Raw genomic sequence first — 24,603 nt, forward strand, 5'->3', positions numbered from 1 at the left:
CCCCGGGCACGCCCCTACGCAAAAACCCCCCGGCCGCGAAGCCAAGGGGTTGTCGCAGGGAACGAAGGCCGTCAGGCCGTCTGGCGGAGGACCGGCACGCCGTGCTCGGCCGCGAGTCGGTAGAGGTCTTCCAACTCGGACTCCTCCACCTCGACCAGGAACTCGTCTCCCGTCTCGACCGCGCGGCGAAGATCGCGCTCGGTCTCCCGAATGCGGTCGAGGATGCCTGTCGTGAACGCGTCCATGAGGGCCTCCTCGGGGGTGAGGGTGGGTTTCGGGCGGGGTGTGTTGGTCGTCCTCCCCGTTGGATATGCCACAGAAACCTTGCGGCGCCGAGAACCTGGTGCACATCCGGACCCCGCGCCGGTGCCTGCCCCGGCGGGACGCGGTCACGGTTTACCGTTGCCTTACCGGTGCCGCAGGCACCATGGAGGCACCGTCGGCACCCGCCCGCCGCTATGGAGGCCGCGCGCCCCGCGACACGGGCGCCGCGGCCCAGGGCGGGGCGCCGACGGTCCACTTTTCTGGAAAGGATGACGCCTTGCGGGTTCTCGTCGTCGAGGACGAGCAGCTGCTCGCCGACGCCGTCGCCACCGGTCTGCGCCGGGAGGCCATGGCCGTGGACGTGGTCTACGACGGACAGGCGGCGATGGACCGCGTCGCCGTCAACGACTACGACGTGGTCGTCCTGGACCGGGATCTCCCCAAGGTCCACGGCGACGAGGTCTGCCGCTACGTCGTGGCCAACTCCTCGCCCACCCGGGTCCTGATGCTCACCGCCTCCGGCGACATCAGCGAGCGGGTCGCCGGCCTGGAGCTGGGGGCCGACGACTACCTGCCGAAGCCGTTCGCGTTCACCGAGATGGTGGCCCGCGTCCGCGCCCTCGGCAGGAGGTCGACGACCGCGCTGCCTCCGGTGCTGGAGCGCTCCGGCATCACCCTGGACCCCAACCGCCGCGAGGTCACCCGCGACGGCCGCCCGGTGCAGCTGTCGCCGAAGGAGTTCGCGGTCCTGGAGGTGCTGATGCGCGCCGAGGGCGCGGTGGTCTCCGCCGAGCAGCTCCTCGAGAAGGCGTGGGACGAGTTCATCGACCCGTTCACCAACGTGGTGCGGGTGACGGTCATGACGCTGCGCCGGAAGCTCGGCGAGCCGCCCGTGATCATCACGGTGCCCGGCGCCGGCTACCGGATCTGACCTCGTCATGGCCGATCTTCCGGAGAGCGGGGGCGCCCCGCGGGTGCCGCCCCGGCCCCCGCAGCCGCCCCGGCCGGCGGGCTTCCGCAGCAGCTCCAGCACCAGCACCACGGGCACGAACAAGCTGCCCGGCGCCGCCGCCGGCGGCGGCTCGGGCAACGGAGGCGGCGGCGGCACCGCCTCGCACCCCGAGCGGCTGGCGGGCCCGCTGCTGCGGCCGACGATCCGCTTCCGGCTGACCGCCCTGTACGGCGGGATGTTCCTGATCGCCGGGATCCTGCTGCTGGGCCTCGTCTACGTGCTGGTGCGCAACAGCCTCCAGGTGCAGAGCGACCTCTACCACATCAGGTTGAGCGCCAACACCTGCCTGCAGATCAACGACACCAAGCTCTGCGACGACGCCACGGTGCAGCGCCAGCTCAACGCGATCCAGCAGTTCCAGGAGAACCAGGCCCTCAACGAGCTGCTGCGGCAGTCGCTGACGGCGCTGCTGGGGCTCGCGGTGGTGGCCTTCGCGTTCGGCTACATCATGGCCGGCCGGGTGCTGCAGCCGCTGGGCCGCATCACCCGCACCGCCCGCAAGGTGGTCGGCTCCGACCTCCACCAGCGGATCAACCTGGACGGCCCGGACGACGAGTTCAAGGAGCTCGCCGACACCTTCGACGAGATGCTGGAGCGCCTCGACCGGGCGTTCGACTCGCAGCGCAGGTTCGTCGCCAACGCCTCGCACGAGCTGCGCACCCCGCTGGCGATCAACCGCACCCTGCTGGAGGTGCAACTCTCCGACCCGGACGCGCCGGCGGAGGTGAAGCAGCTCGGCAAGAGCCTGCTCGCCACCAACCAGCGCAGCGAGGCCCTGGTGGAGGGGCTGCTGCTGCTCGCCCGCAGCGAGAACGAGCTCACCGAGAAGGACCGCCAGCCCGTCGACCTCGCCGAGGTCGCCGAGCGGGCCCTGGAGCAGTGCCGCGCCGACGCCGCGTCCCAGGAGGTGGAGGTGCGCTCCGACCTCCAGGAGGTGGTGGTGCGCGGCAACGGGGTGCTGCTGGAGCGGGTGGCGCTCAACCTCGTGCAGAACGCGGTGAAGTACAACGAGCCCGGCGGCTGGGTGCGGGTGGAGGCCCGGCGGATGGGCGAGGGCGGCCTGCTGGAGGTCTCCAACACCGGCGCGGTGGTGCCCGGCTACGAGGTGGACGGCATCTTCGAGCCGTTCCGGCGGCTCGCGGAGCGCACCGGGAGCGACAAGGGCGTCGGGCTGGGCCTGTCGATCGTCCGGTCGGTGGTGCGGGCGCACGGCGGCTCCATCGCGGCCGAGCCGCGTCCCGGGGGCGGCCTCTCCGTCCGGGTGCTGCTGCCCTCCTGAGGCGTCCGCGACACCCTCCGAACGAGTGCTCCGTCCCCGGGTTGCGGGCGGCGATTTCCGGTCGTACCGGGGCTCCGCGACACGCCGCGGCGAAGGTGTGAGCAACGTCATATTTGGCGGCTCCACGGGGGTTCCGCGCTGACGTCCCGTAAGATCCGGGTCCCGTCCTGGCCCCCGATTTCGGTCACGGAGTGTGTTCGCCGGCCGGGGGGGCGGCCCTGGAGGCGGGGATTCCGCCCACATGGACCGCATCCGCACCGAACCCCGGTGCGAGGCCGCGACGGGCGGTCGAGGGCCGCTGGACGTTTCGCCCGGGAGAGTGAATATCGGGCGTGGTTTCCGGAGGGTTCGATCACGGGAAGTACACGGTGGAGCGCGCGCGAGCTGCGGCAGATCGGCCTCCCGGACCGACCGTCCATCCAATCGGATCACCGTTCGGCGGCCCGAGACCGAGTGTCGATTGAGTAACGGGACTTGATGTAAGGCAAAATCTCCGCTTCGGGTCGGGCACAAGACCGGGCCCTCGCGCGTTACGTGCGCGGAACCCACTTACACACGGATACACACCCGGAGGGGGAGAAGCTGACATGGCAACGGACTACGACACCCCACGCAAGACCGACGACGACCTCAACGAGGACAGCATCGAGGAGCTCAAGGCTCGTCGGAACGACAAGTCCACCTCGACCGTCGACGTGGACGAGTTCGAGCAGGCGGAGAACCTGGAGCTGCCCGGAGCGGATCTGTCCGGCGAGGAGCTCTCGGTCCGAGTGCTGCCGCGCCAGGCGGACGAGTTCACCTGCTCGCGCTGCTTCCTGGTGCACCACCGCAGCCAGCTGGCCGCCGAGAAGAACGGCCAGCCCATCTGCCGGGACTGCGCAGCCTGAGGCCGGGAGCGGCCATGGCGCGCAGGACCGGAAGGACCGGAAGGCTGGGACGGTTCGGCCGGCGCGACCGGGACGCACTGCCCGAGGGGCAGGACGGCCCGCAGGCGCCGGACGGCGACGAGAGCAGTGCGGCGGACCTGATCGCGGGGATCGCCGCGCTGCCGCCCGCCCCGTCGGACGACGGGGACGAGGACGCCCCTGAGGGCGTCCTGGTGGCCACCCAGGGGCCGGAGGGCCCCGACGGGCGCCCCGGGCGCAACGGCGACCGCAAAAGGCTCCTGGCGGCCCTCAGGGCCGCGCTGGGCCGTGGAGCGGGTGCCGCCGGACGGGCCGGCGCACGCGCCGCGCACGCCGGCGGCAAGGGCGCTCACGCGCTCGCCGACCGGCTGATCGAGGCGGCACCCCGCATCCCGGTGCGCCGCCTGGAGTCGCTGCGGCAGCACCACCCCGGGCTGGGCACCGAGGAGCTCGCCGACAAGCTGGTGAAGGGCGCGGAGCGGTCCACCGCAGCGGTGGGCGCCGGCATCGGCGCCGCCGCGGTGCTGCCCAACCCCATGACCATGCCCGTGGAGCTCGCCGCCGAGACCCTGGCGGTGGCGGCGATCGAGTTCAAACTGGTGGCCGAGCTCCACGAGGCCTACGGGATCCCGGCGCAGGGCAACGGCCGGCAGCGCTCGATGGCCTACCTGGTGGCCTGGGCCGACCAGCGCGGCATCGACCCGCGACGGCCGACGGCGCTCGGCGACGCCTTCTCCAGCACCGCCAAGCGCGACCTGCGCAACCGGCTCATCGGGCGGATGGCGCGCAGCGCCCCGTCCCTGACGCCGTTCCTGATCGGCGCCGGCGTCGGCGCCACGATGAACCACCGCGACACCCACAAGCTCGCCGAGAAGATCCGGCGCGACCTGCGCCGCCGGGCCGGCGGCGAGGGCCGTCAGCTCCCGGAGGGCGACGGCTCCGCGGACCGCGCCTTGTCCAGGGCGGAGACCAGGCGCTTGGGGAAGCGGGTGGACAAGTAGAGGTACGGGGTCGGGTCCTCGGGATCGGTCACCTCGATCCGGACGGCCGTCGGGATGTAGGCGCGCAGCAGCATGAACGCCCGCGTGTCGGCCTTGTGCAGCCGCCAGGCGCGGGCCTCCTCGGCGTCCATCACATGCGCCTCGCCGAGCGCCGAGACGGGCACCTTGGCGTCGCCGGCCACCAGCGCGCCCTGCACCACCCGCACCCGCACCGAGCCGTAGGAGCTGATGAGCACCGCGGCCGCGGCCGTGCCGGCGACGAAGCCGATGAAGGCGATCACCAGACCGAAGTAGAAGAGCGTGAGGCCGACGAACAGCCCCGTGATCACGCTGTAGAGCCACCAAGTGGCGGGAGCGGTCAGCCTCTCGTCGTACATGGCCCCATTGTGCCCGGGGCGCGCACCGCACCCTGCGCGCGGGGTGGTTCCGGGCCGGTAGAGTCCGCGCCTGTGAGCGACCCGCACCACCGTCCCCAGGACGAGCCCGGCACCGTCGAGGTGCTGCTCTCCCGGCTGGATCCCGAGCTGCCCCCGCCCTGCTACGCCCACCCCGGCGACGCCGGCGCCGATCTGCGCACCGCGATCGACGCCGACCTCGAACCGGGGGAGCGCGCGACGCTGCCCACCGGGGTGGCCATCGCGCTGCCCGACGGCTACGCGGCCTTCGTGCACCCGCGTTCGGGGCTCGCCGCGCGCTGCGGGGTTTCGATCGTCAATGCGCCCGGTACGGTGGATGCGGGGTATCGCGGGGAGCTGAAGGTCGTGGTGATCAACCTGGACCCGAGGAACCCGGTGAGCTTCCGCCGTGGCGACCGGATCGCGCAGCTGGTGATCCAGCGGGTGGAGCGGGCGAGGTTCCGCGTCGTCGGCGAGGGAGGGGAGGACGGCGACGTGGCCGGCCTGCCGTCCTCGTCCCGCGGCACCGGAGGCCATGGTTCGACTGGTGGCCACCACGCGCTTAGCATCACCGAGACCGGAGGCGGAGCCGACCGCCGCGAGGTCTCCGACCGGGAAGGACAGTGACCGTGTTCCGTCGCCGCCGTAACCAGGGCGCCGCCGACGAGCTCGACGAGGGTGCCACCAGCACCGACGAGTTCGAGCCCGGCGCCGAGGATGCCGCCCGGCAGTCCCTTCCCCCCGCCCCGCGGCCCGAGGGCCCGTGGGACGCCACCGAGCTGCAGGACGCGGCCGAGGGCCGCGTCGACCTCGGGGGCCTGCTGGTTCCCGCGGTCCAGGGGATGGAGCTGCGCGTCGAGGTCGCGGGCGACGCGATCGTGGCGGCCACCGTGGTGCTCGGCCAGAGCTCGATCGCGCTGCAGGCGTTCGCCGCGCCCCGCACGGAGGGGCTGTGGGGGGAGATCCGCGCGGAGATCGCGTCCAGCATCACGCAGCAGGGCGGCACCGTCGACGAGCTCGAGGGGACGCTGGGCTGGGAGCTGCGGGCGCAGATCCCGGTGCCGCTGCCGAACGGCAGCAGCGGGGTGCAGCAGGTGCGGTTCGTCGGGTGCGACGGGCCGCGGTGGTTCCTGCGCGGCGTGATCGCCGGGCAGGGCGCGGCGCAGCCGCAGACGGCCGAGGTGCTGGAGAACGTGTTCCGGTCGACGGTGGTGGTGCGCGGGGAGGGGCCGATGGCCCCGCGGGACCCGATCGTGCTGCAGCTGCCCGACGACGCGCAGATGGTCCCGGACGGGACCGGCGGCGCGGCGGAGCCGGCGGCTCCGCAGGAGGAGCCGTCGCGGTTCTCCGGGTCGGCGGCGCTGAATCCGTTCGAACGCGGGCCGGAGATCACCGAGGTCCGTTAACGCTTGATGCTGGTGGCGGCCCCTTTTGCCACCCCTTCGCCCCGGCACCCCACCCGGACGGCTGCGCCGTCCGCGCGGTGGGGTGCCGGGGCGTTTTCTGATGGCCCGGGAAGGTGCCGGAAGGCGACCGTCAAAGTGCCGTCAAGATCATTAATGCGGGCGTATGGGGGGCGTCAACGGATCGGGTGAGGGCACAAACGCGCGGTTTCCTCGTCGGGAGACGCCCGGAGACGCCGGGCGCGCACCAGTGTGGTTGAGGAGCCGAGCAATGCTCGACGTGGCCTATGTCGCGCTGACGTTGGCGATATTCGCCGTCGTCGGCCTCGCGGCCGGTGGACTGCAGCGGCGTGAGCGCCGCAAGGGCGAGGACCCGCAGAGCGGGGCGTCCCGCTGATGGGCATCGAGATGATCATCGGGCTGATCGTCGGGGTGGCGCTCTTCGTCTACCTGATCGTGGCCCTCGTCTTCCCCGAGAGGTTCTGACCCGCGATGAGTCCTGTTCTGGCCGCGGTCCTCCAGGCCCTTTTCCTGATCGCCCTGCTGGGCGTCTGCTACGTGCCGTTCGGCACCTACATGGCCAACGTCTACACCTCCAGGAAGCACCTGAAGGTGGAGAAGGGCCTGTACCGGCTGATGGGCGTCGACCCCGACGCCGAGCAGCGCTGGCCGGCCTACCTGCGCGGGGTGCTGGTCTTCTCGGCCGCCTCCGTGCTCTTCCTCTACCTGATCCAGCGGATCCAGAGCCATCTGCCGCTGGACAGGCTGGCGCTCGGCACCGACGGCTCGACGGGCCACAACCTCGTCAACGTCGATCCGCAGCAGTCGTTCAACACCGCCGCGTCCTTCGTCTCCAACACCAACTGGCAGTCGTACAGCGGCGAGACGACGATGAGCCACGTCACCCAGATGACCGGGCTGGCGGTGCAGAACTTCGTCTCCGCCGCGGTCGGCATGGCGGTGGCGATCGCCCTGGTGCGGGGCTTCGCCCGCTACCGCAGCGGCGGCGAGCTGGGCAACTTCTGGGTGGACCTGGTGCGCGGCACGCTGCGCATCCTGCTGCCCGTCGCCGTCGTCGGGGCGCTGATCCTGGTGGCCGGCGGCGTGACGCAGAGCCTCTCGATGCCCGAGACCGTCACCGGCCTCGGCGGCGAGGTGCAGCACCTGTTCACCGGGCCGATCGCCTCCCAGGAGGTCATCAAGGAGCTCGGCACCAACGGCGGCGGCTTCTTCAACGCCAACTCCGCGCACCCGTTCGAGAACCCGAACCCGTTCACCAACATCTTCGAGATCTTCCTGATCCTGATCATCCCGTTCTCGCTGACCCGCACCTTCGGCAAGATGGTCGGCAGCGTGAAGCAGGGCTATGCGCTGCTCGGGGCGATGGGCGGCGTCTGGCTGCTCTTCGTGGTCCTGATGCACGTCACGGAGTTCCTGCACCCGGGTGCGGCGGCCCAGGCGGCCGGTGCCGCGATGGAGGGCAAGGAGAGCCGGTTCGGCATCGGCGGCTCCTCGCTCTTCGCGGTGAGCACCACGATGACCTCGACCGGCGCGGTCGACTCCTTCCACTCCTCGTTCACCGGGTTCGGCGGCGGCATCGCGCTCTTCGACATGATGCTCGGCGAGGTCACCCCCGGCGGCGTCGGCTCCGGCCTCTACGGGATGCTGATCATCGCCGTCATCACGGTCTTCATCGCCGGCCTGATGGTGGGCCGGACGCCGGAGTACCTGGGCAAGAAGCTCGGCTCCCGCGAGATCACCATGGCCGCGCTCTACATCCTCGTCACCCCGACCGTGGCGCTGCTGTTCACCTCCATCTCGATGGCGATGCCCACGGCGAGGGCCTCGATGGCCAACCCGGGGATGGCGCACGGCTTCACCGAGGTCCTCTACGCCTTCACCTCGGGGGCCAACAACAACGGATCGGCCTTCGCCGGGCTCAACGCCAACACCGACTGGTACAACACCGCGATCGGTATCGCGATGCTCATGGGCCGCTTCCTGCCGATGGTGTTCGTGCTGGCCCTGGCCGGCTCGCTCACCGAGCAGAAGCCCATCCCCGCGTCCAAGGGCACGCTGCGCACCAACACCCCCATGTTCGCGATGCTCGCCGCGTCGGTCGTCATCCTGGTGTGCGGCCTGACCTACTTCCCGGCGCTCGCACTCGGCCCGCTGGCCGAAGGGTTCTCGTCATGACCTCGGAAGGAAAGACGGCTGTGTCGTCCACCCCAACCCTCACGGCGGAGCCGGGCCAGACCCCCGGCAAGGCGCCGGAGCCGCACGGCGAGGCCTCGGCCGCCCGTGTCGGCGGGGGCCTCTTCGACCCGAAGATGCTCTGGTCCGCGCTGCCGGACGCGTTCCGCAAGCTCGACCCCCGGCTGATGGTCAAGTCGCCGGTGATGTTCGTGGTCGAGATCGGCTCCGTGCTGACCCTGATCCTGGCCTGCTTCAAGCCCAGCGGCTTCGTCTGGGGCATCACCGTCTGGCTCTGGTTCACCGTGGTCTTCGCGAACCTGGCGGAGGCGGTGGCCGAGGGCCGCGGCAAGGCCCAGGCCGAGACGCTCCGCAAGGCCAAGACCGAGACGATGGCCCGCCGGCTGGTCGGCGGCAAGCGCGACGGCGCCGAGGAGCAGGTGCCCGGCACCGAGCTGACCATCGGCGACCTGGTGGTCTGCGAGGCCGGCGACATCATCCCCGGTGACGGCGACGTCATCGAGGGCGTGGCGAGCATCGACGAGTCGGCGATCACCGGCGAGTCGGCGCCCGTCATCCGCGAGTCCGGCGGTGACCGCTCGGCCGTCACCGGCGGCACCAAGGTGCTCTCCGACCGGGTCATCATCCGGATCAGCACCAAGCCCGGCGAGACCTTCATCGACCGCATGATCGGCCTGGTGGAGGGCGCCTCCCGGCAGAAGACGCCCAACGAGATCGCGCTGAACATCCTGCTCGCCTCGCTGACCGTGGTCTTCCTGCTCGCGGTGATGACGCTGCCGCCGATGGCCAACTACGCCAAGGCGCCGCAGACCCTCACCGTGCTGGTGGCGCTCCTGGTCTGCCTCATCCCGACGACCATCGGGGCGCTGCTCTCCTCGATCGGCATCGCCGGCATGGACCGGTTGGTGCAGCGGAACGTCCTGGCGATGTCCGGACGCGCCGTGGAGGCCGCCGGCGACGTCAGCACCCTGCTGCTCGACAAGACCGGCACCATCACCTACGGCAACCGGCGCGCCGACGCCTTCGTCCCGATGGCCGGCGTCTCGGACGCCCAGGTCGCCGAGGCGGCCCGGCTCTCCTCGCTCGCCGACGAGACGCCCGAGGGGCGTTCCATCGTCGAACTGGCGGACACCCGCTACGGGTTCGACGACGCGAACGGCGCCGGTGACGACGCCGTCTTCATCGAGTTCACCGCGCAGACCCGGATGAGCGGCGTCGACCTGGGCGGCGGCGCGTCCGCCCGCAGCATCCGAAAGGGCGCCGCCGGCTCCGTCCTCGCCTGGGTCGAGGAGAACGGCAGCACCTCCCCCGAGCAGGCCCGCACCGTGGTCGACGAGATCTCCTCGGCCGGCGGCACCCCGCTGCTGGTGGCCGTCAGGGACGCCGACGGCGCCCGGGTGCTCGGCGTCATCCACCTCAAGGACGTCGTCAAGGAGGGCATGCGGGAGCGGTTCGACGAGCTGCGGAAGATGGGCATCCGCACCGTCATGATCACCGGTGACAACCCGCGCACCGCGGCGGCCATCGCCGAGGAGGCCGGCGTCGACGACTACCTCGCCGAGGCCACCCCCGAGGACAAGATGGCCCTCATCAAGCGGGAGCAGGCCGGCGGCCACCTGGTCGCCATGACCGGCGACGGCACCAACGACGCCCCCGCGCTGGCCCAGGCGGACGTCGGGGTGGCGATGAACACCGGGACCTCGGCCGCCAAGGAGGCCGGGAACATGGTGGACCTGGACTCCAACCCGACCAAGCTGATCGAGATCGTCGAGATCGGCAAGCAGCTGCTCATCACCCGCGGCGCGCTCACCACGTTCTCCATCGCCAACGACGTCGCGAAGTACTTCGCGATCCTCCCGGCGATGTTCGCGGTGGCCTACCCGGGGCTGAACAAGCTCAACATCATGGACCTCTCGACCCCGAAGTCCGCGATCCTCTCGGCGGTCATCTTCAACGCGCTGATCATCATCGCGCTGATCCCGCTCTCCCTGAAGGGCGTCCGCTACCGCCCGCTGTCCGCCGACCGGATGCTGCGCCGCAACATCCTCGTCTACGGCATCGGCGGCCTGATCATCCCGTTCGTCGGGATCAAGCTCATCGACCTGCTCGTCTCTCTCATCCCCGGGATCGGCTGACCATGGCTGGCACCAAGACCAACTCCCGCGTCCGCGTGGTGTGGACCGGCATCCGAGCGGTGCTCGTCCTCACCGTGGTGTGCGGCATCGTGTACCCGCTCGTGGTGACCGGCCTCGCGCAGGGCATCTTCCACGACAAGGCCAACGGGTCCATCGTCAAGGTGGACGGAAAGAACGTCGCGTCGTCCCTCGTCGGGCAGTACTGGGGCACCGCGAAGACCGTCAAGCAGAACGGCGAGGAGGTGACCGTGGTGACCCCGAACCCCAAGTGGTTCCAGCCGCGGCCGTCGACCTCCAACTACGACCCGGCCGCCTCCGGGGCGTCCAACCTGGCGCTGAGCAACCCCGAGCTCACCAAGACGGTCGAGCAGCGCAAGGCCGACGTCGCGAAGTTCAACGGGGTGAGCGAGAGCGCGGTGCCGGCCGACGCCGTCACCGCCTCCGGCTCCTCCCTCGACCCGCAGATCTCCCCGGCCTACGCCAAGCTGCAGATCGACCGGGTGGCCCGGGTCAACCACCTCTCCGCGACCGCCGTGGCCAAGCTCGTCGACGCGCATGTGCAGGGCCGTACGCTGGGGATTCTCGGCGATCCGCGGGTCAATGTGCTCGAATTGAACCTCGCGCTCGCCACGATGAGCTGAGAGTCCGGAAGCGGGAGCCATGGCACGCGGAACACTGCGCATCTACCTGGGTGCGGCGCCCGGCGTGGGCAAGACCTACGCCATGCTCGGCGAGGCCCACCGCCGCCTGGAGCGCGGCGGGGACGTCGTCGTCGGCTTCGTGGAGACCCACGACCGGCCGCGCACCAAGGTGATGCTCGCCGGGCTCGAGCAGGTGCCCCGCCGGGAGATCGAGTACCGCGGCGGCGTCTTCACCGAGATGGACGTCGACGCGGTGCTCGCCCGCAACCCGGGCACCGCGCTCGTCGACGAGCTCGCGCACAGCAACATCCCCGGCTCCCGCAACGCCAAGCGCTGGCAGGACATCGAGGAGCTGCTCTCCGCCGGGATCAACGTCGTCTCGACGGTCAACATCCAGCACCTGGAGTCGCTCAACGACGTGGTGGAGAGCATCACCGGGGTGGTCCAGAAGGAGACCGTCCCGGACGAGGTGGTGCGGCGCGCCGACCAGATCGAACTGGTCGACATGTCGCCCGAGGCGCTGCGCCGCCGGCTGGCGCACGGCAACATCTACCTGCCCGACAAGGTCGACGCGGCGCTCTCCCAGTACTTCCGGGTCGGCAACCTCGCCGCGCTGCGCGAGCTGGCGCTGCTGTGGACGGCCGACCGGGTCGACGAGCACCTGAAGAAGTACCGCGACGACCGGGGCATCACCGGCACCTGGCCGGCCCGCGAGCGGGTGGTCGTCGGGCTCACCGGAGGGCCGGAGGGGGAAACGCTCCTGCGCAGGGGCGCCCGGATGGCCGCCCGCGGGGCCGGCGGCGAGCTGATGGCCGTTCACATCACCGGCGGCGACGCGCTCTCCGCGGGCGCGTCGCCGGCCCGGCTGGCCCGGCAGAGCCGGCTCACCGAGGAGCTGGGCGGCAGCTACCACTCCGTGATCGGCGACGACATCCCCACCGCGCTGCTGGAGTTCGCGCGGGGCGTCAACGCCACCCAGATCGTGTTGGGCTCCAGCCGCCGCAAGCCGTGGGAGTACATCTTCGGCCCGGGGGTGGGCGCCACGGTGGCGCGGCTCTCCGGCGAGGTCGACGTGCACATCGTCACCCACGAGTACGCCGGCAAGGGCTATGCGCTGCCCCGGTTCCGCAAGGTGGGGCTGGGCATGCCGCGGACGGTGGCGGGCTGGATCGTGGGCGTCGGGCTGCCGATTGCCCTCACCCCGCTGCTGACCACGTTCCACAAGGGCTTCTCCTCGGCCACCGACATGCTGCTCTACCTGGCCTGCACGGTCGCCGCGGCGCTGCTGGGCGGGCTCTTCCCGTCGCTCGCCTCGGCGATCGTCGGCTCGCTGCTGTGGAACTGGTACTTCACCGCGCCGTACCACACGCTCACCATCCAGCAGCCGGACAACATGGTGGCGTTGGCGATCTTCGTGGCCACGGCCCTGGCGGTGGCCTGGGTGGTCGACCTGGCCGCCCGGCGCACCGCCCAGGCGGCCCGCAGCCGGGCGGAGTCCGAGACGCTGAGCCTGCTGGCCAACAGCGTGCTCCGCGGCGAGCAGGCGCTGCCCGCGCTGCTGGAGCGCGTCCGGGAGACCTTCGCGGTGGACTCGGTGGCGCTGCTGGAGCGCGCCGACGACCGCTCGCCGTGGGTCTGCGTGGACGCGGTGGGCGACGTTCCGGCCTGCGAGCGGCCGGAGGACGCGGATGTGGAGATCCCCGTCAACGACGACCTGTCGCTGGTGCTGCGCGGCCGGGTGCTGCCCGCCGAGGACCGCCGGGTGCTCGGCGCCTTCGCGGCCCAGGCCGCGGTGGTGCTGGAGCGGCAGCGGCTGGTGGACGAGGCCGCCTCGGCGCGCCGCCAGGCCGAGGGCAACAAGATCCGCACCGCGCTGCTCGCCGCCGTCTCGCACGATCTGCGCACCCCGCTGGCCGGTATCAAGGCCTCGGTGACCAGCCTGCGTTCGCAGGACGTCTCCTGGTCGCCGGAGGACGAGGCGGAGCTGCTGGCCGGAATCGAGGAGGGCGCCGACCGGTTGGACAATCTGGTGGGCAACCTGCTGGACATGAGCCGGCTGCACACCGACACGCTCACCCCGCTGATGGCGGACGTCTCGCTGGACGAGGTGGTGCCGGCCGCGCTGCGCGGCCTGCCGCCGGGCCGCGTCACACTGGAGTTCGCCGAGTCGCTGCCGGCGGTGCGCGCCGACGCGGGCCTGCTGGAGCGGGTGGTGGCGAACGTGGTGGAGAACGCCGTGAAGTACGGGGCCGCGGAGGAGCGGCCCGTCCGGGTGCGCGCGGACGTGGTGGGCGACCGGCTGGAGCTGCGGGTGGTCGACCACGGCCCGGGTGTCGGCGACGACGACAAGGAGCAGGTCTTCGAGCCGTTCCAGCGGCTCGGGGACGCGCCGCGGGGCGCCGGGGTGGGCCTCGGCCTCGCGGTGGCCCGGGGCTTCGCGGAGGCGATGGACGGCGCCCTGCAGGCCGAGGACACTCCCGGCGGCGGGCTGACGATGGTGCTCAGCCTGCGCACGGCGGACGGTGCGGCGCAGGTGGGGCGGGATGCCGTCAGCACAGCGGAGGGGGCGGTGACATGACGGGTGTTCGGGACCGGGAGCAGCGGGAGAGTCGGGAGCGCGAGGGTGGAGACGCAGCGGTGACGCGGGTACTGGTGGTGGACGACGAGCCGCAGATCGTCCGCGCGCTGGTGATCAATCTGCGGGCCCGGGGCTATCGCGTCGACGCCGCCGAGGACGGGGCGAAGGCGCTGGCCGCGGCGGCCGCGCGGCACCCCGATGTGGTGGTGCTCGACCTGGGGCTGCCCGACATGGACGGCCTCGAGGTGATCCGCGGGCTGCGCGGCTGGACGCGGGTGCCGATCATCGTGCTGTCGGCGCGGCACGCGTCCGACGAGAAGGTGGACGCGCTGGACGCGGGCGCGGACGACTACGTCACCAAGCCGTTCGGCATGGACGAGTTGCTGGCCCGGCTGCGGGCGGCGGTGCGGCGCGCGGAGCCGGTGGCGGCGGACACCGACGACGCGGTGGTGAACACCGCCGACTTCACGGTGGATCTGGCGGCGAAGCGGGTGGGCCGCGGGGGCACGGATGTGCGGCTCACGCCCACGGAGTGGCACCTGCTTGAGGTCCTGGTGCGGAACCCGGGGCGGCTGGTGAGCCAGCAGCAGCTGCTGAAGGAGGTGTGGGGGCCGTCGTACCGGACGGAGACGAACTATCTGCGGGTCTACATGGCGCAGTTGCGGCGGAAGCTGGAGCCGGATCCGGCCCGGCCGCGGTACTTCGTCACGGAGCCCGGGATGGGGTACCGGTTCGAGGGCTAGCCGGGCGCTCGGCGCCGACCGGTAGCCTGGGGGGTTATGGGTGGCGAGCAGAAGGCGCAGGGGCGGTTCCGGCGGATGCTGGGGCGGCTGACCTCCAGCGAGGAGGAGCTCCAGGCCGAGGAGCTGCAGCAGGAGACCGAGGAGACCGGTGCCGTGCCGATCGCCCGTTGCGGGGATCGCGAGATCGTCACCGTGACCGGTACGCTGCGGACGGTGACACTGCGGCCGCGGGCCGGGGTGCCGGCGCTGGAGGCCGAGCTCTTCGACGGGTCGGCCGCGCTCGACCTGGTGTGGCTGGGGCGGCGCTCCATCGCCGGCGTCGAGCCCGGCTGCCGCCTGGTGGCGCGCGGGCGCGTCGGCATGAGCCGCGGGCGCCCGGTGATGTTCAACCCCTGGTACGAACTGCGGCCGGTGGGAAGCGGACGGGAGTGATTCGGTGAGCGAGGACGTCGCGGCGGTCGAGGAGGGGGCCGCGGAGCCGCCGGTGCCCGGTCGGCAGGCGCCGGCGGCTGCGGAATCGGATCCTGGCGGGACGGCTTCGCTGGTCGAGGCGTTCGGCGGGGTCCGCGGGATGGTCGACATGACCGTCCCCGGTCTGGTCTTCGTCCTCGTCTACACGATCTGGCACCAGCTGGCCGCGGCGAGCCTCGCCGCGTTCGGGCTGACGATCGCGCTCGGCGTGGTCCGGCTGGTGCGGCGCGAGACGCTGCGGCACGCGTTCGGCGGCGTCATCGGCGTGGGCATCGGGGCGTTCATCGCCTGGAAGTCCGGCAAGGCGCAGGACTTCTACCTGCCCGGCATGATCTACGGCCTGGTGCTGCTGGTCGTCTACATGGTCTCGGCGCTGGTGCGGTGGCCGCTGATCGGCGTGCTGCTGGGGCCGGTGCTCGGCGAGAACATGTCCTGGCGGACGCAGAACCCGGGCCGGCGCGCGGCGTACACCAAGGCGACGTGGGTGTGGGTGGCGCTGTTCGCGGTGCGGGCGGCGGTGCTGTTCCCGCTGTACTGGGCGGGGAACGTGACGTGGCTGGGCGCGGCGAAGGTGGGGTTGGGCGTGCCGTTGTGGCTGGTCGCCATCTACCTGACGTGGCTGGTGCTGGCGAAGGCGCCGGCGCCTTTGAAGGTTGCGGAGCCGCTGATCGGCGGGGGCCGCAAGGAGGAGCGGGAACGTTCCTGAGGTTGCCGCCCCTTCGCCCCGGCACCCCACCCCTCCGGGGTGCGGCGCCGAAGCGAAGGGGGAAACGGTTACTCGGAGGTGGCGCTGCCCGGTTCGGACTGGGCGGCCTTGGCCGCCTGCATCTCGTCGCGGGTGAGCGAGAGCAGGTCCTCCAGCTGGGTCTCGCGCTCCTGGGCGGCGACGAAGAGCAGCTCGTCGCCGGCCTCCAGCGCGTCGTCCTGGCTCGGCACCAGCACCCGGTGCTCCCGGATGATCGTCACCAGCGCGGTGTCCTCGGGCCAGGTGACGTCCCCGACTCGGACGCCCACCAGGGCGGCCTCGTCCGGCAGCGTCAGCTCGACCAGGTTGGCGTCGCCCTGGCTGAAGCGCAGCAGCCGCACCAGGTCGCCGACGCTGACGGCCTCCTCGACCAGCGCGGACATCAGACGCGGGGTGGAGACGGCGACGTCCACGCCCCAGGCGTCGTTGAACAGCCATTCGTTGGACGGGTGGTTGATCCGCGCCACCACGCGCGGCACCCCGTACTCGGTCTTGGCCAGCAGCGACACCACCAGGTTGACCTTGTCGTCGCCGGTGGCGGCGATGACGCAGTGGCAGCGCTGCAGCGCGGCCTCGTCCAGCGAGGTGATCTCGCAGGCGTCGGCGAGCAGCCACTCGGCCTGGGGGACCCGCTCCACGGTGATGTGGCTCGGGTTCTTGTCGATGAGCAGGACCTCGTGCCCGTTCTCGAGCAGTTCTCCGGCGATGGAGCGCCCGACGGCGCCGGCCCCGGCGATCGCGACGCGCATCAGTTCTCCTCCGGGCCCTTCTCGAACGCCGCCTCGACGGCGGGCAGCTGACTGCGGTGGACCATCACATGCACCAGGTCGCCCTCCTGGAGGACCGTCGAGCCGTCCGGCACCACGCCCTCGCCGAGCCGGGTGAGGAAGGCGATCCGGGCACCCGGGTCGGGCACCGCGTCCTCCAACTGCCGCACCTTGCGGCCGATCCACTTGGGCGAGGTGTGCACCTCGGCGAGCAGCACGGTGCCGCTCGGGTCCTGCCACTCCGGCTCGGCGCCGCTGGGCAGCAGCCGGCGCAGCATCTGGTCGGCCGTCCAGCGGACGGTCGCCACGGTGGGGATGCCCAGCCGCTGGTAGACCTCGGCCCGCCGGGGGTCGTAGATGCGGGCGGCGACGTTCTCGATGCCGAAGGTCTCGCGGGCCACCCGGGCCGCGATGATGTTGGAGTTGTCGCCGCTGGAGACCGCGGCGAAGGCGCCGGCATCCTCGATGCCGGCCTCCCGCAGCGTGTTGCGGTCGAAGCCGACGCCGGTGACGCGCCGCCCGGAGAAGCCGGAGCCGAGGCGCCGGAAGGCCGTGGCGTCCTGGTCGACCACGGCCACCGAGTGGCCCTGCTGCTCCAGGGTCCTGGCGAGGGTGGAACCCACCCGCCCGCAACCCATGATCACGATGTGCATCGCGGTTACCCGCACCTCTCGTGTGCGCCTCGTCGGACGGCCGGGTGCGAGACCCGGACGCGTGATGTCAATGCCACCGCTAACCGTATCCGCTACCGTGAGCGGGTTGTGCATCCCCGTTCGGGACCGTTCGCCGCGGGGCCGGGGAAGAGGTTCCGCGGGGCAGGTCGCGACCCCCCGCCCGGATGCCGCATACTTGCTGCCCGTGCCGAAACTGAGCGACCTTCCGAAACGGATCCTGATCGGCCGGGCGCAGCGCAGCGACCAACTGGGGGAGACCCTCCTCCCGAAGCGGATCGCGCTGCCGGTGTTCGCCAGCGACCCCCTGTCGTCGGTGGCCTACGCCCCCGGCGAGGTCCTGATGGTGCTCTCCATCGCCGGGGTCTCGTTCTACCGGCTCAGCCCGTGGGTCACGCTGGCGATCGTGGTGCTGATGGCCACGGTGGTCGCGTCGTACCGGCAGAACGTGCACGCCTACCCCAGCGGCGGCGGCGACTACGAGGTGGCCACCACCAACCTCGGACGGCGCGCCGGGCTGACGGTGGCCAGCGCGCTGCTCGTCGACTATGTGATGACCGTCGCGGTCTCCGTCTCCTCGGGGCTGGAGAACCTCGGCTCGGCGGTGCCCTTCGTCGCGCAGAACAAGGTGGCCTGCGGCGTCGCCGTGGTGGCCTTCCTGACGCTGGTCAACCTGCGCGGGGTGCGCGAGTCGGGCGTCCTGTTCGCCATCCCCACCTACGCGTTCGTCGCCGGTGTGCTGGGCGTGGTGGTCTGGGGCCTGTTCCGCTGGCTCGGGCTGGGCGACCACATGGCGGCGCCGACGGCCGGCTACACGCTGCGCGCCGAGCAGACCCATCTCGCCGGATTCGCCATGGTGTTCCTGCTGCTGCGGACGTTCTCGTCCGGCTGCGCGGCGCTCACCGGGGTGGAGGCGATCAGCAACGGGGTGCCGGCGTTCCGCAAGCCCAAGAGCCGGAACGCGGCGACCACGCTGGCGATGATGGGCGCGCTGGCCGTGGTGATGTTCATCGGGATCCTGGCGCTGGCGCTGCACACCAAGGTGCGTATGGCGGAGGTCCCGGCGACCGACATCCTCATCAACGGCCGCCCGGCGGGCGGCGGCTACCACCAGGACCCGATCATCACGCAGGTGGCGGCGGCGGTCTTCGGCAACGGCTCGATCCCGTTCGTCTTCCTCGCCGCGGTCACCGCGCTGGTGCTCTTCCTCGCCGCCAACACCGCCTACAACGGCTTCCCGGTGCTGGGCTCGATCCTCGCCCGCGACCGCTACCTGCCCCGGCAGCTGGCGACCCGCGGCGACCGGCTCGCCTTCAGCAACGGCATCGTGCTGCTGGCGGTCTTCGCCGCGATCCTGATCTACGTCTACGGCGGCGACTCCAACCGGCTGCTGCAGCTGTACATCGTCGGGGTGTTCGTCTCCTTCACGCTCAGCCAGACCGGCATGGTGCGGCACTGGAACCGGCATCTGCGCACCGAGCAGGACCCGAAGAAGCGCGCCCGGATGAAGCGCTCCCGGGCGATCAACACCTTCGGGGCGTTCCTCACCGGCCTGGTGCTGCTGATCGTGATGGCCACCAAGTTCCTGCACGGCGCCTGGGTGGCCGTCTCCGGCATGGTCGTCTTCTACCTGCTGATGAGCGCCGTCCACCGGCACTACAGCCGGGTCTCGGAGGAGCTGGAGGCCGACGACGACGCGCCCGAGCAGCTGCTGCCCTCCCGGGTGCACTCGGTGGTGCTCGTCTCCAAGCTGCACAAGCCGACGCTGCGGGCGCTCGCCTACGCGCGGGCGGCGCGCCCGTCCACGCTGGAGGCGGTCACCGTCTCGGTGGACGGCGAGGAGACGCGGTCGCTCCAGGAGGACTGGGACCGGCGGGGCATCCCGGTGCCGCTGAAGGTGCTGGCGTCCCCGTATCGCGAGGTCACCCGTCCGGTGATCGACTACGTCAAGGGCGTGCGCCGGGAGAGCCCGCGGGACGTCGTCACGATCTACATCCCGGAATACGTCGTCGGGCACTGGTACGAGCATCTGCTGCACAATCAGAGTGCGCTGCGTCTGAAGGCGCGGCTGCTCTTCCTCCCCGGGGTGATGGTCACCTCGGTGCCCTACCAGCTGGAATCGGCGCGGGACGCCAAGCAGCGGCTGGTCCGGCGGGACTTCTCCGCGCCCGGTGCGGTGCGGCGCGGCTACCAGAAGCAGGGCGCGCCCGGCCGCGGCGCCAACGACGGCACGAACGACAGCACGACGCAATCGAGGACATGATGCAGCAGCGGGAACGGGCCCAGGACCTCGTCGGGCAGCGCTACGAGGTCGAGGTCGGCCCGGTCGCGCACGGCGGGCACTGCGTGGCCAAGCACGAGGGCCGCGTGCTGTTCGTGCGCCACGCCCTGCCCGGCGAGCGGGTGGTGGCCGAGGTCACGGACGGCGGCGAGGGCTCGCGCTTCCTGCGGGCGGACGCGGTGGAGGTGCTGGAGGCCTCCCCGGACCGGGTGCCGGCGCCCTGCCCGTACGCCGGGCCGGGCCGCTGCGGAGGCTGCGACTGGCAGCACGCGGCGCTCGGCGCGCAGCGGCGGCTCAAGGCGGACGTGCTCACCGAGCAGCTGCGGCGGCTCGCCGGGGTGGAGCCGTCCGAGGTGGGCTGGGACGGCAGCGTCGCCCCGGCGCCGGGCGACAAGGTGGCGAAGGGGCAGGTCCCGGCGTGGCGCACCCGGGTGGACTTCGCGGTGGACGAGGACGGCCGGGCCGGCCTGCGCCGGCACCGCTCGCACGAGGTGGAGCCGGTCGAGCACTGCCTGATCGCCGCGGAGGGCGTCGAGGAGCTGGGCGTCGAGGAGCACTCCTGGCCGGGCATGGCCGAGGTGGAGGCGATCGCCGCGACCGGTTCGAAGGACCGTCAGGTGGTGCTGGAGCCGCGGCCGGGCGCCCGGCTGCCGCTCGTCGAGCTGGACCGGCCGGTGTCGGTGACCCGGGTGGACGAGCAGGGCGGCCGGGTGCGGGTGCACGGCCGGCAGTTCGTCCGGGAGCGGGCCGCGGACCGCACCTGGCGGGTGAGCCAGGGCGGGTTCTGGCAGGTGCACCGCTCGGCGCCGGAGGTGCTGGTGGAGGCCGTGATGGCCGGACTTAACCCGCGGGACGGCGACATGGCGCTCGACCTGTACTGCGGGGTGGGGCTCTTCGCCGGGGCGCTCGCCGCGCGGGTCGGCGAGGAGGGGGCGGTGCTGGGCATCGAGTCCTCCAAGCAGGCGGTCTCCGACGCGCGGTTCAACCTTGCCGACCTGGAGCGGGTGCGGGTGGAGAAGGGGCGCGTGGAGGAGGTGCTGCCGCGCACCGGGATCGAGGAGTGCGACCTGGTGGTGATGGACCCGCCGCGGTCGGGCGCGGGCCGCGAGGTGACGGCGGCGGTCGCGGGCCTGGGCCCGCGGCGGATCGCGTACGTGGCATGCGACCCCGCGGCGCTGGCTCGCGACCTCGCCTACTTCCGGGAGTCCGGGTACCGGCCGATCTCGCTCAAGGCGTTCGACCTCTTCCCGATGACGCATCACCTGGAGTGCGTGGCGACGCTGGTGCGGATGGGCTGAGGCGGCCGGCGGCGCCGCCCTGCGGGGGCCGCGCTTGCGGTGCGGGGGCGGTCGCCGGGCGGCGGGTCGGTGGTGGTCACTCGTGCAGTTCCCCGCGCCCCTTACGGGGCGGCGGCCACGGTGAAGCGGGTGCGGGGGAAGCGGCGCTGCTCCAGCTCGTCGAGGAGGGCCGCGGCGAGGTCTTCGGTGGTGATCGCGGAGGCGCCGTCCGGGGCCGTCAGCAGGGCGTCGCGGCCGAGGCGGTAGCGGCCGGTGCGGGTGCCGGGGCCGAGCATCGCGGGCGGGCTGAGGTAGGTCCAGTCGGCCTCCGGGTCGGCGGCGGCCTCCTCGCGGACGGCGTCGTACTGGGCGTTGCTCGCCAGCGCGATGGCGCGCCAGGCGGGGTCGACGTAGCGCGGGTCGTCCACCGCGAGCCCGCCGTCCGGGGCGGTGAGGCTCCCCGCGCCGCCGACGATCAGCACCCGCACCCCGGCCGCCGCCGCGCCGCGCAGCAGCGCGCGGGCGGTGGCGGGGTGCTCGTGCTCGCGGCCGGGCGCCGGGCGGGTGGCGGAGACCAGCGCGTCCTGGCCGGCGGCGAGCGCGGCGACCTGCGCCGCCTCGGCGGCGTCCGCGGTGCGGACGGCGACGCCCGCGGGGAGGCCGGTGGCGCGTTCGGGGCTGCGGACGGCGGCGGTGACGCGGTGGCCGCGGGCCAGCGCCTCGTCGACGATGCGGCGTCCGGTGGTGCCGGCGGCTCCGATGACGGTGATCCTCATGGCGGTCAGATTCCCTTCGCGAGGGCGGGCTCGGGGCGGGCGGGGGTGAACTGCGCGGCGGCGACGGACGTCAGCGCGAGGGCGAAGCCGAGGACCTGGACGGGCGTGAGGCCCTGCCCCAGCGCGGCCCAGCCGACGATCGCGGCGACCAGCGGGGAGAGCAGCGGGAGGAAGGAGACCGCGGCGACCGGCAGCCGGGCTATGCCGCGGAACCACAGCAGGTAGGCGGCGAGGGTGCCGACGATCGCCAGCCAGGCGTAGCCGAGCACCGCGGGCGTGTCCAGCGCCGGCGGCGGGCCCTCGACGGCGAGCGCGAGGGGGACGATCAGCAGCCCGCCGGCGGTCAGCTGCCAGCCGGTGACGGCCAGCGCACCGACGCCCGCGGGGCGCCCCCAGCGCTTGGCCAGGACGGTGCCGAGCGCCATGGAGGCGGTGCCGGCGAGCCCGGCGGCGATGCCGAGCGGGTCGGGGGAGGCCTGGGCGCGGAGCACCACCAGGGCGACCCCGGCGACCCCGGCGACGGCCCAGCCGAGCCGCCGGCGGGTGGGCCGGTCGCCGAGCACCGGCATCGCGAAGAGCGCGGCGAGCAGCGGCTGGGCGGCGCCGAGGGTGGCGGCCAGGCCGCCGGGGAGCCGGTAGGCGGCGACGAACAGCAGCACGAAGAAGGCGCCGATGTTGAGGGTGCCGAGCACCAGCGAGCGCCACCACCAGACGCCCTGCGGCAGGCGGCGGGCCAGCGCCAGGGCGATCAGGCCGGCCGGGAGGGCGCGCAGCACCCCGGAGAGCAGCGGCCGGTCTGGCGGCAGCCATTGGCTGGTGACCAGGTAGGTGGTGCCCCAGGCGGCGGGGGCGAGAGCGGTGGGAAGCACGGTGCGGTTCACGGGAGCCTCCTCGGCGAAAACGTCTTAATGTCGAACTGTTCGACGTTGAGGAGACTAGGCCTCTGCTACCTTGATGTCAAACACTTCAACATTGAGGAGTTGAGGTCGATGCCGGCGGACACCCGAGGCGACAACGTCGACCGCGTCCTGGAGCAGTGGCGCGCCGAGCGCCCGGCCCTGGACGCCGCGCCGATGGGCGTGGTGGGCCGCGTCCAACGGGCCTGCCGGCTGCTGGAGAAGGGCCTCGGCGACTACTTCGCCACCCAGGGCCTGCAGCTGTGGGAGTTCGACATCCTCGCCACCCTGCTGCGCTCCGGCCCCCCGTACCGGCTCACCGCGGGCGCGCTCGGCGCCAGCGCGATGGTCACCTCGGGGGCCGTCACCAACCGCGTCGACCGGCTCGTCAAGCGCGGGCTGGTGGACCGGGAGACCGATCCGGACAACCGGCGCAGCGTGCTGATCGGGCTCACCGAGGAGGGCCGCGCGCTCGTCGACACCGCGCTCAGCGGCCATGTCGCCAACGAGCGGCGGCTGCTGGAGTCGCTCGACCCCGAGCAGCAGGACGCCCTCGCCGGGCTGCTGCGCACCCTGCTGGTCGATCTGGGCGACGCGCCCGGCGAGGGCGGGTCCTGAGCCTCCGTCAGGAGGCCGCGCGGTAGGAGAAGTCGTCCACCGTGGCGCTGCCGACGGCGGGGTGTCCTGGGTGATCACCAGTTTGCGGTCACCGCTGGAGATGGCGCTGAGGTCGACCCGCTCGGCGTGCGAGCCGGTGTGCGCGTCCGCGGTGTACGTCCAGGCGGCGGTGGAGGTGCCGTAGCCGACGGTGGAGACCGTGGTGCCCCGCGGGGCGCGCGCGGCCGGCCGGTCGAGGAACGCCGAGAGCAGCGCCGGCGTGGTGGCGCAGGTGGGCTCGCAGGAGTCGGCGCACCCATGGTGGAAGACCGGCGGCACCGAGCCGCCGCGGGTCGTCGGCGCAGCGCTCCAGGCGCAGACGGTCGTCACGCGTCAGGTCGGCGCGGCGCGCCCGGATCGCCTCGAGGCGCCGCGGACTCGCATCCAGGCCGACGACCCGGCAGTCGGCGTCGAGCAGGCCGAGCGCGGTGGGCAGGCCGACATAGCCGAGGCGGGCGCCGCAGGTGCCGCCGCCCCACCGGGTTTCGCGGGCTACGGATCGGCCCTGGGGATGCGGATCGCGGGGTTTTCGGACGGCTGTGTTCCGATCACCGCGGTGGCGTCCGTTTCCGTGCAGCGCTCCACGCGGGCCGCGAGTCCGGCGCTCCGGAACGCCGCCAGCGCGCCCGCCGCCTGGCGGTCGCTCGTCTCCACCAGCAGCACCCCGCCGGGGGCCAGCCAGCCCGCCGCGGCCTCGGCGGCGACCCGGCGGTGCGGGGCGAGCCCGTCCGGGCCGCCGTCGAGCGCGACCCGCGGCTCGTGGTCGCGCGCCTCGGACGGCAGCAGGCCGATCTCGCCGCTCGGGACGTAGGGCATATTGGCCGTCAGCACCGCGATCCGGCCGCGGAGTTCGGACGGCAGCGCGTCGAAGAGGTCGCCCTGGTGGACCCGCGCCCCGAAGGCGGCGAGGTTGCGGCGCGCCCACTGGACGGCGACCGGGTCGACGTCCGCGGCGTGCAGCTCCGCGCCGGGGACGGCGTCCGCCGCCAGCGCCGCGGCGAGCGCGCCCGAGCCGCAGCCCAGGTCGACGGCGACCGGCCGCGGGGCGCGGGCCACCGCCTCGCGCAGCGCCCGGCGGGCGAGGCCGGCGAGGAACTCTGTGCGGCGGCGGGGCACGAACACCCCGGGCCCGACCGCGATGCGCAGACCGCAGAACTCGGCCCAGCCGACGACGTGTTCCAGCGGGCGGCCGGAGGCGCGCAGCGCCACCAGGGCGTCGAGCTCCTGCGGGGTCGCGGCCTCGGCGGCCAGCAGCGCGGCCTCGTCCTCGGCGAAGACGCAGCCGGCGGCGCGCAGCCGCACGACGGCGGCCGCAAGGGGGGAGCCTTCGGCGGGAGATGCGGGAGATGCGGGAGTCGGGGAAGGGGCGGGCACGCGGCGGGTGGTCATGGCGGGGGCCTTTCGGGGACCGCGGGGCGCCCCCGGGGGCGTGCGGCGCGGCCGCGCGACGCCTGCCGTACGGCATGCTGCGACGCGTGCTCAGGCCATCGGC

25 protein-coding genes are annotated in these 24,603 nt (G+C 72.8%); 18 read left to right on the plus strand and 7 right to left on the minus strand.

Going from position 1 to position 24,603, the window contains the following annotated elements; all coding sequences use genetic code 11:
- Nucleotides 1–71 precede the first annotated feature (71 nt).
- Complete coding sequence (locus BIV57_RS24985; RefSeq protein ID WP_175548692.1) at nt 72–245, minus strand: hypothetical protein; 174 nt, start codon at nt 243–245, stop codon at nt 72–74.
- A 296-nt stretch (nt 246–541) separates the two neighbouring features.
- Between BIV57_RS24985 and BIV57_RS07640 the strand changes: the two genes are divergently transcribed.
- The 4 genes from BIV57_RS07640 to BIV57_RS24990 all read left to right on the plus strand — a co-directional run bounded on the left by BIV57_RS07640 (nt 542) and on the right by BIV57_RS24990 (nt 4,461).
- The gene (locus BIV57_RS07640) at nt 542–1,195 is read left to right on the plus strand and encodes a response regulator transcription factor (RefSeq protein ID WP_071655910.1); all 654 of its coding nucleotides are present in this window, start codon (nt 542–544) and stop codon (nt 1,193–1,195) included.
- 7 nt (nt 1,196–1,202) lie between these two features.
- Nucleotides 1,203–2,555: a sensor histidine kinase gene (locus tag BIV57_RS07645; RefSeq protein WP_107409502.1), complete on the plus strand. Its 1,353-nt coding sequence runs from the start codon at nt 1,203–1,205 to the stop codon at nt 2,553–2,555.
- 587 nt (nt 2,556–3,142) lie between these two features.
- Entirely contained in the window at nt 3,143–3,442 is a 300-nt protein-coding gene (locus BIV57_RS07650) for a DUF4193 domain-containing protein (RefSeq protein WP_071655911.1), read from the plus strand.
- Nucleotides 3,443–3,456: 14 nt separating this feature from the next.
- On the plus strand, nt 3,457–4,461 hold the full coding sequence (locus BIV57_RS24990; RefSeq protein WP_175548693.1) for a hypothetical protein: 1,005 nt from the start codon (nt 3,457–3,459) through the stop codon (nt 4,459–4,461).
- On the opposite strand, the gene BIV57_RS07660 is transcribed toward BIV57_RS24990, so the two are convergent.
- Nucleotides 4,377–4,838, minus strand: a complete 462-nt coding sequence (locus BIV57_RS07660) for a DUF3093 domain-containing protein (protein ID WP_071655912.1) — start codon at nt 4,836–4,838, stop codon at nt 4,377–4,379. The genes BIV57_RS24990 and BIV57_RS07660 overlap by 85 nt on opposite strands.
- A 72-nt stretch (nt 4,839–4,910) precedes the next feature.
- Here BIV57_RS07660 and dut point away from each other — a divergent pair, with 72 nt between their 5' ends.
- The 11 genes from dut to BIV57_RS07710 all read left to right on the plus strand — a co-directional run bounded on the left by dut (nt 4,911) and on the right by BIV57_RS07710 (nt 15,747).
- The gene (gene dut / locus BIV57_RS07665; RefSeq protein WP_245797474.1) at nt 4,911–5,483 is read left to right on the plus strand and encodes a dUTP diphosphatase; all 573 of its coding nucleotides are present in this window, start codon (nt 4,911–4,913) and stop codon (nt 5,481–5,483) included.
- A gap of 2 nt (nt 5,484–5,485) precedes the next feature.
- Nucleotides 5,486–6,262 (plus strand): DUF3710 domain-containing protein, encoded by a 777-nt coding sequence (locus BIV57_RS07670; RefSeq protein ID WP_071655913.1) that lies wholly within the window; start codon nt 5,486–5,488, stop codon nt 6,260–6,262.
- Between the two features lie 268 nt (nt 6,263–6,530).
- On the plus strand, nt 6,531–6,656 hold the full coding sequence (locus BIV57_RS26360; RefSeq protein WP_265736981.1) for a hypothetical protein: 126 nt from the start codon (nt 6,531–6,533) through the stop codon (nt 6,654–6,656).
- Nucleotides 6,656–6,745, plus strand: a complete 90-nt coding sequence (kdpF, locus tag BIV57_RS07675; RefSeq protein ID WP_071655914.1) for a K(+)-transporting ATPase subunit F — start codon at nt 6,656–6,658, stop codon at nt 6,743–6,745. The genes BIV57_RS26360 and kdpF overlap by 1 nt, the downstream gene beginning before the upstream one ends.
- 6 nt (nt 6,746–6,751) lie before the next feature.
- Nucleotides 6,752–8,455 (plus strand): potassium-transporting ATPase subunit KdpA, encoded by a 1,704-nt coding sequence (kdpA, locus tag BIV57_RS07680; protein ID WP_071655915.1) that lies wholly within the window; start codon nt 6,752–6,754, stop codon nt 8,453–8,455.
- On the plus strand, nt 8,452–10,608 hold the full coding sequence (kdpB, locus tag BIV57_RS07685; protein ID WP_071655916.1) for a potassium-transporting ATPase subunit KdpB: 2,157 nt from the start codon (nt 8,452–8,454) through the stop codon (nt 10,606–10,608). Before kdpA ends, kdpB begins: the two co-directional genes overlap by 4 nt.
- A gap of 2 nt (nt 10,609–10,610) precedes the next feature.
- Nucleotides 10,611–11,249, plus strand: a complete 639-nt coding sequence (gene kdpC / locus BIV57_RS07690) for a K(+)-transporting ATPase subunit C (RefSeq protein WP_071655917.1) — start codon at nt 10,611–10,613, stop codon at nt 11,247–11,249.
- Nucleotides 11,250–11,268: 19 nt separating this feature from the next.
- A complete protein-coding gene (locus BIV57_RS07695; protein ID WP_071655918.1) occupies nt 11,269–13,827 on the plus strand; it encodes a DUF4118 domain-containing protein in 2,559 nt (852 codons plus the stop codon).
- A gap of 59 nt (nt 13,828–13,886) precedes the next feature.
- On the plus strand, nt 13,887–14,570 hold the full coding sequence (locus BIV57_RS07700) for a response regulator (protein ID WP_071655919.1): 684 nt from the start codon (nt 13,887–13,889) through the stop codon (nt 14,568–14,570).
- A 36-nt stretch (nt 14,571–14,606) separates the two neighbouring features.
- Nucleotides 14,607–15,002 (plus strand): OB-fold nucleic acid binding domain-containing protein, encoded by a 396-nt coding sequence (locus BIV57_RS07705; protein WP_071655920.1) that lies wholly within the window; start codon nt 14,607–14,609, stop codon nt 15,000–15,002.
- Nucleotides 15,003–15,006: 4 nt separating this feature from the next.
- The gene (locus tag BIV57_RS07710) at nt 15,007–15,747 is read left to right on the plus strand and encodes a DUF3159 domain-containing protein (RefSeq protein ID WP_245797475.1); all 741 of its coding nucleotides are present in this window, start codon (nt 15,007–15,009) and stop codon (nt 15,745–15,747) included.
- Between the two features lie 68 nt (nt 15,748–15,815).
- Here the strand turns inward: BIV57_RS07710 and BIV57_RS07715 are convergent, their stop codons facing one another.
- Complete coding sequence (locus BIV57_RS07715) at nt 15,816–16,535, minus strand: potassium channel family protein (protein ID WP_071655921.1); 720 nt, start codon at nt 16,533–16,535, stop codon at nt 15,816–15,818.
- Nucleotides 16,535–17,206 (minus strand): potassium channel family protein, encoded by a 672-nt coding sequence (locus tag BIV57_RS07720; RefSeq protein WP_071655922.1) that lies wholly within the window; start codon nt 17,204–17,206, stop codon nt 16,535–16,537. The genes BIV57_RS07715 and BIV57_RS07720 overlap by 1 nt, the downstream gene beginning before the upstream one ends.
- Nucleotides 17,207–17,411: 205 nt before the next feature.
- Here BIV57_RS07720 and BIV57_RS07725 point away from each other — a divergent pair, with 205 nt between their 5' ends.
- Both BIV57_RS07725 and BIV57_RS07730 read left to right on the plus strand, forming a co-directional pair.
- A complete protein-coding gene (locus tag BIV57_RS07725) occupies nt 17,412–19,487 on the plus strand; it encodes an APC family permease (protein WP_071655941.1) in 2,076 nt (691 codons plus the stop codon).
- Nucleotides 19,487–20,803: a class I SAM-dependent RNA methyltransferase gene (locus BIV57_RS07730; RefSeq protein ID WP_419185693.1), complete on the plus strand. Its 1,317-nt coding sequence runs from the start codon at nt 19,487–19,489 to the stop codon at nt 20,801–20,803. The genes BIV57_RS07725 and BIV57_RS07730 overlap by 1 nt, the downstream gene beginning before the upstream one ends.
- Before the next feature lie 101 nt (nt 20,804–20,904).
- On the opposite strand, the gene BIV57_RS07735 is transcribed toward BIV57_RS07730, so the two are convergent.
- Nucleotides 20,905–21,558, minus strand: coding sequence for an NAD(P)-dependent oxidoreductase (locus tag BIV57_RS07735; protein WP_071655924.1), 654 nt, complete (start codon nt 21,556–21,558; stop codon nt 20,905–20,907).
- Between the two features lie 5 nt (nt 21,559–21,563).
- Nucleotides 21,564–22,439, minus strand: a complete 876-nt coding sequence (locus BIV57_RS07740; protein WP_071655925.1) for an EamA family transporter — start codon at nt 22,437–22,439, stop codon at nt 21,564–21,566.
- A gap of 108 nt (nt 22,440–22,547) precedes the next feature.
- Here BIV57_RS07740 and BIV57_RS07745 point away from each other — a divergent pair, with 108 nt between their 5' ends.
- Nucleotides 22,548–23,072, plus strand: coding sequence for a MarR family winged helix-turn-helix transcriptional regulator (locus BIV57_RS07745; protein WP_071655926.1), 525 nt, complete (start codon nt 22,548–22,550; stop codon nt 23,070–23,072).
- A gap of 531 nt (nt 23,073–23,603) precedes the next feature.
- On the opposite strand, the gene BIV57_RS07750 is transcribed toward BIV57_RS07745, so the two are convergent.
- Nucleotides 23,604–24,500, minus strand: coding sequence for a putative protein N(5)-glutamine methyltransferase (locus BIV57_RS07750; protein WP_071655927.1), 897 nt, complete (start codon nt 24,498–24,500; stop codon nt 23,604–23,606).
- Between the last annotated feature and the right edge of the window lie 103 nt (nt 24,501–24,603).

The sequence above is a fragment of the Mangrovactinospora gilvigrisea genome, assembly GCF_001879105.1.
Taxonomy (GTDB): Bacteria; Actinomycetota; Actinomycetes; order Streptomycetales; family Streptomycetaceae; genus Mangrovactinospora; species Mangrovactinospora gilvigrisea.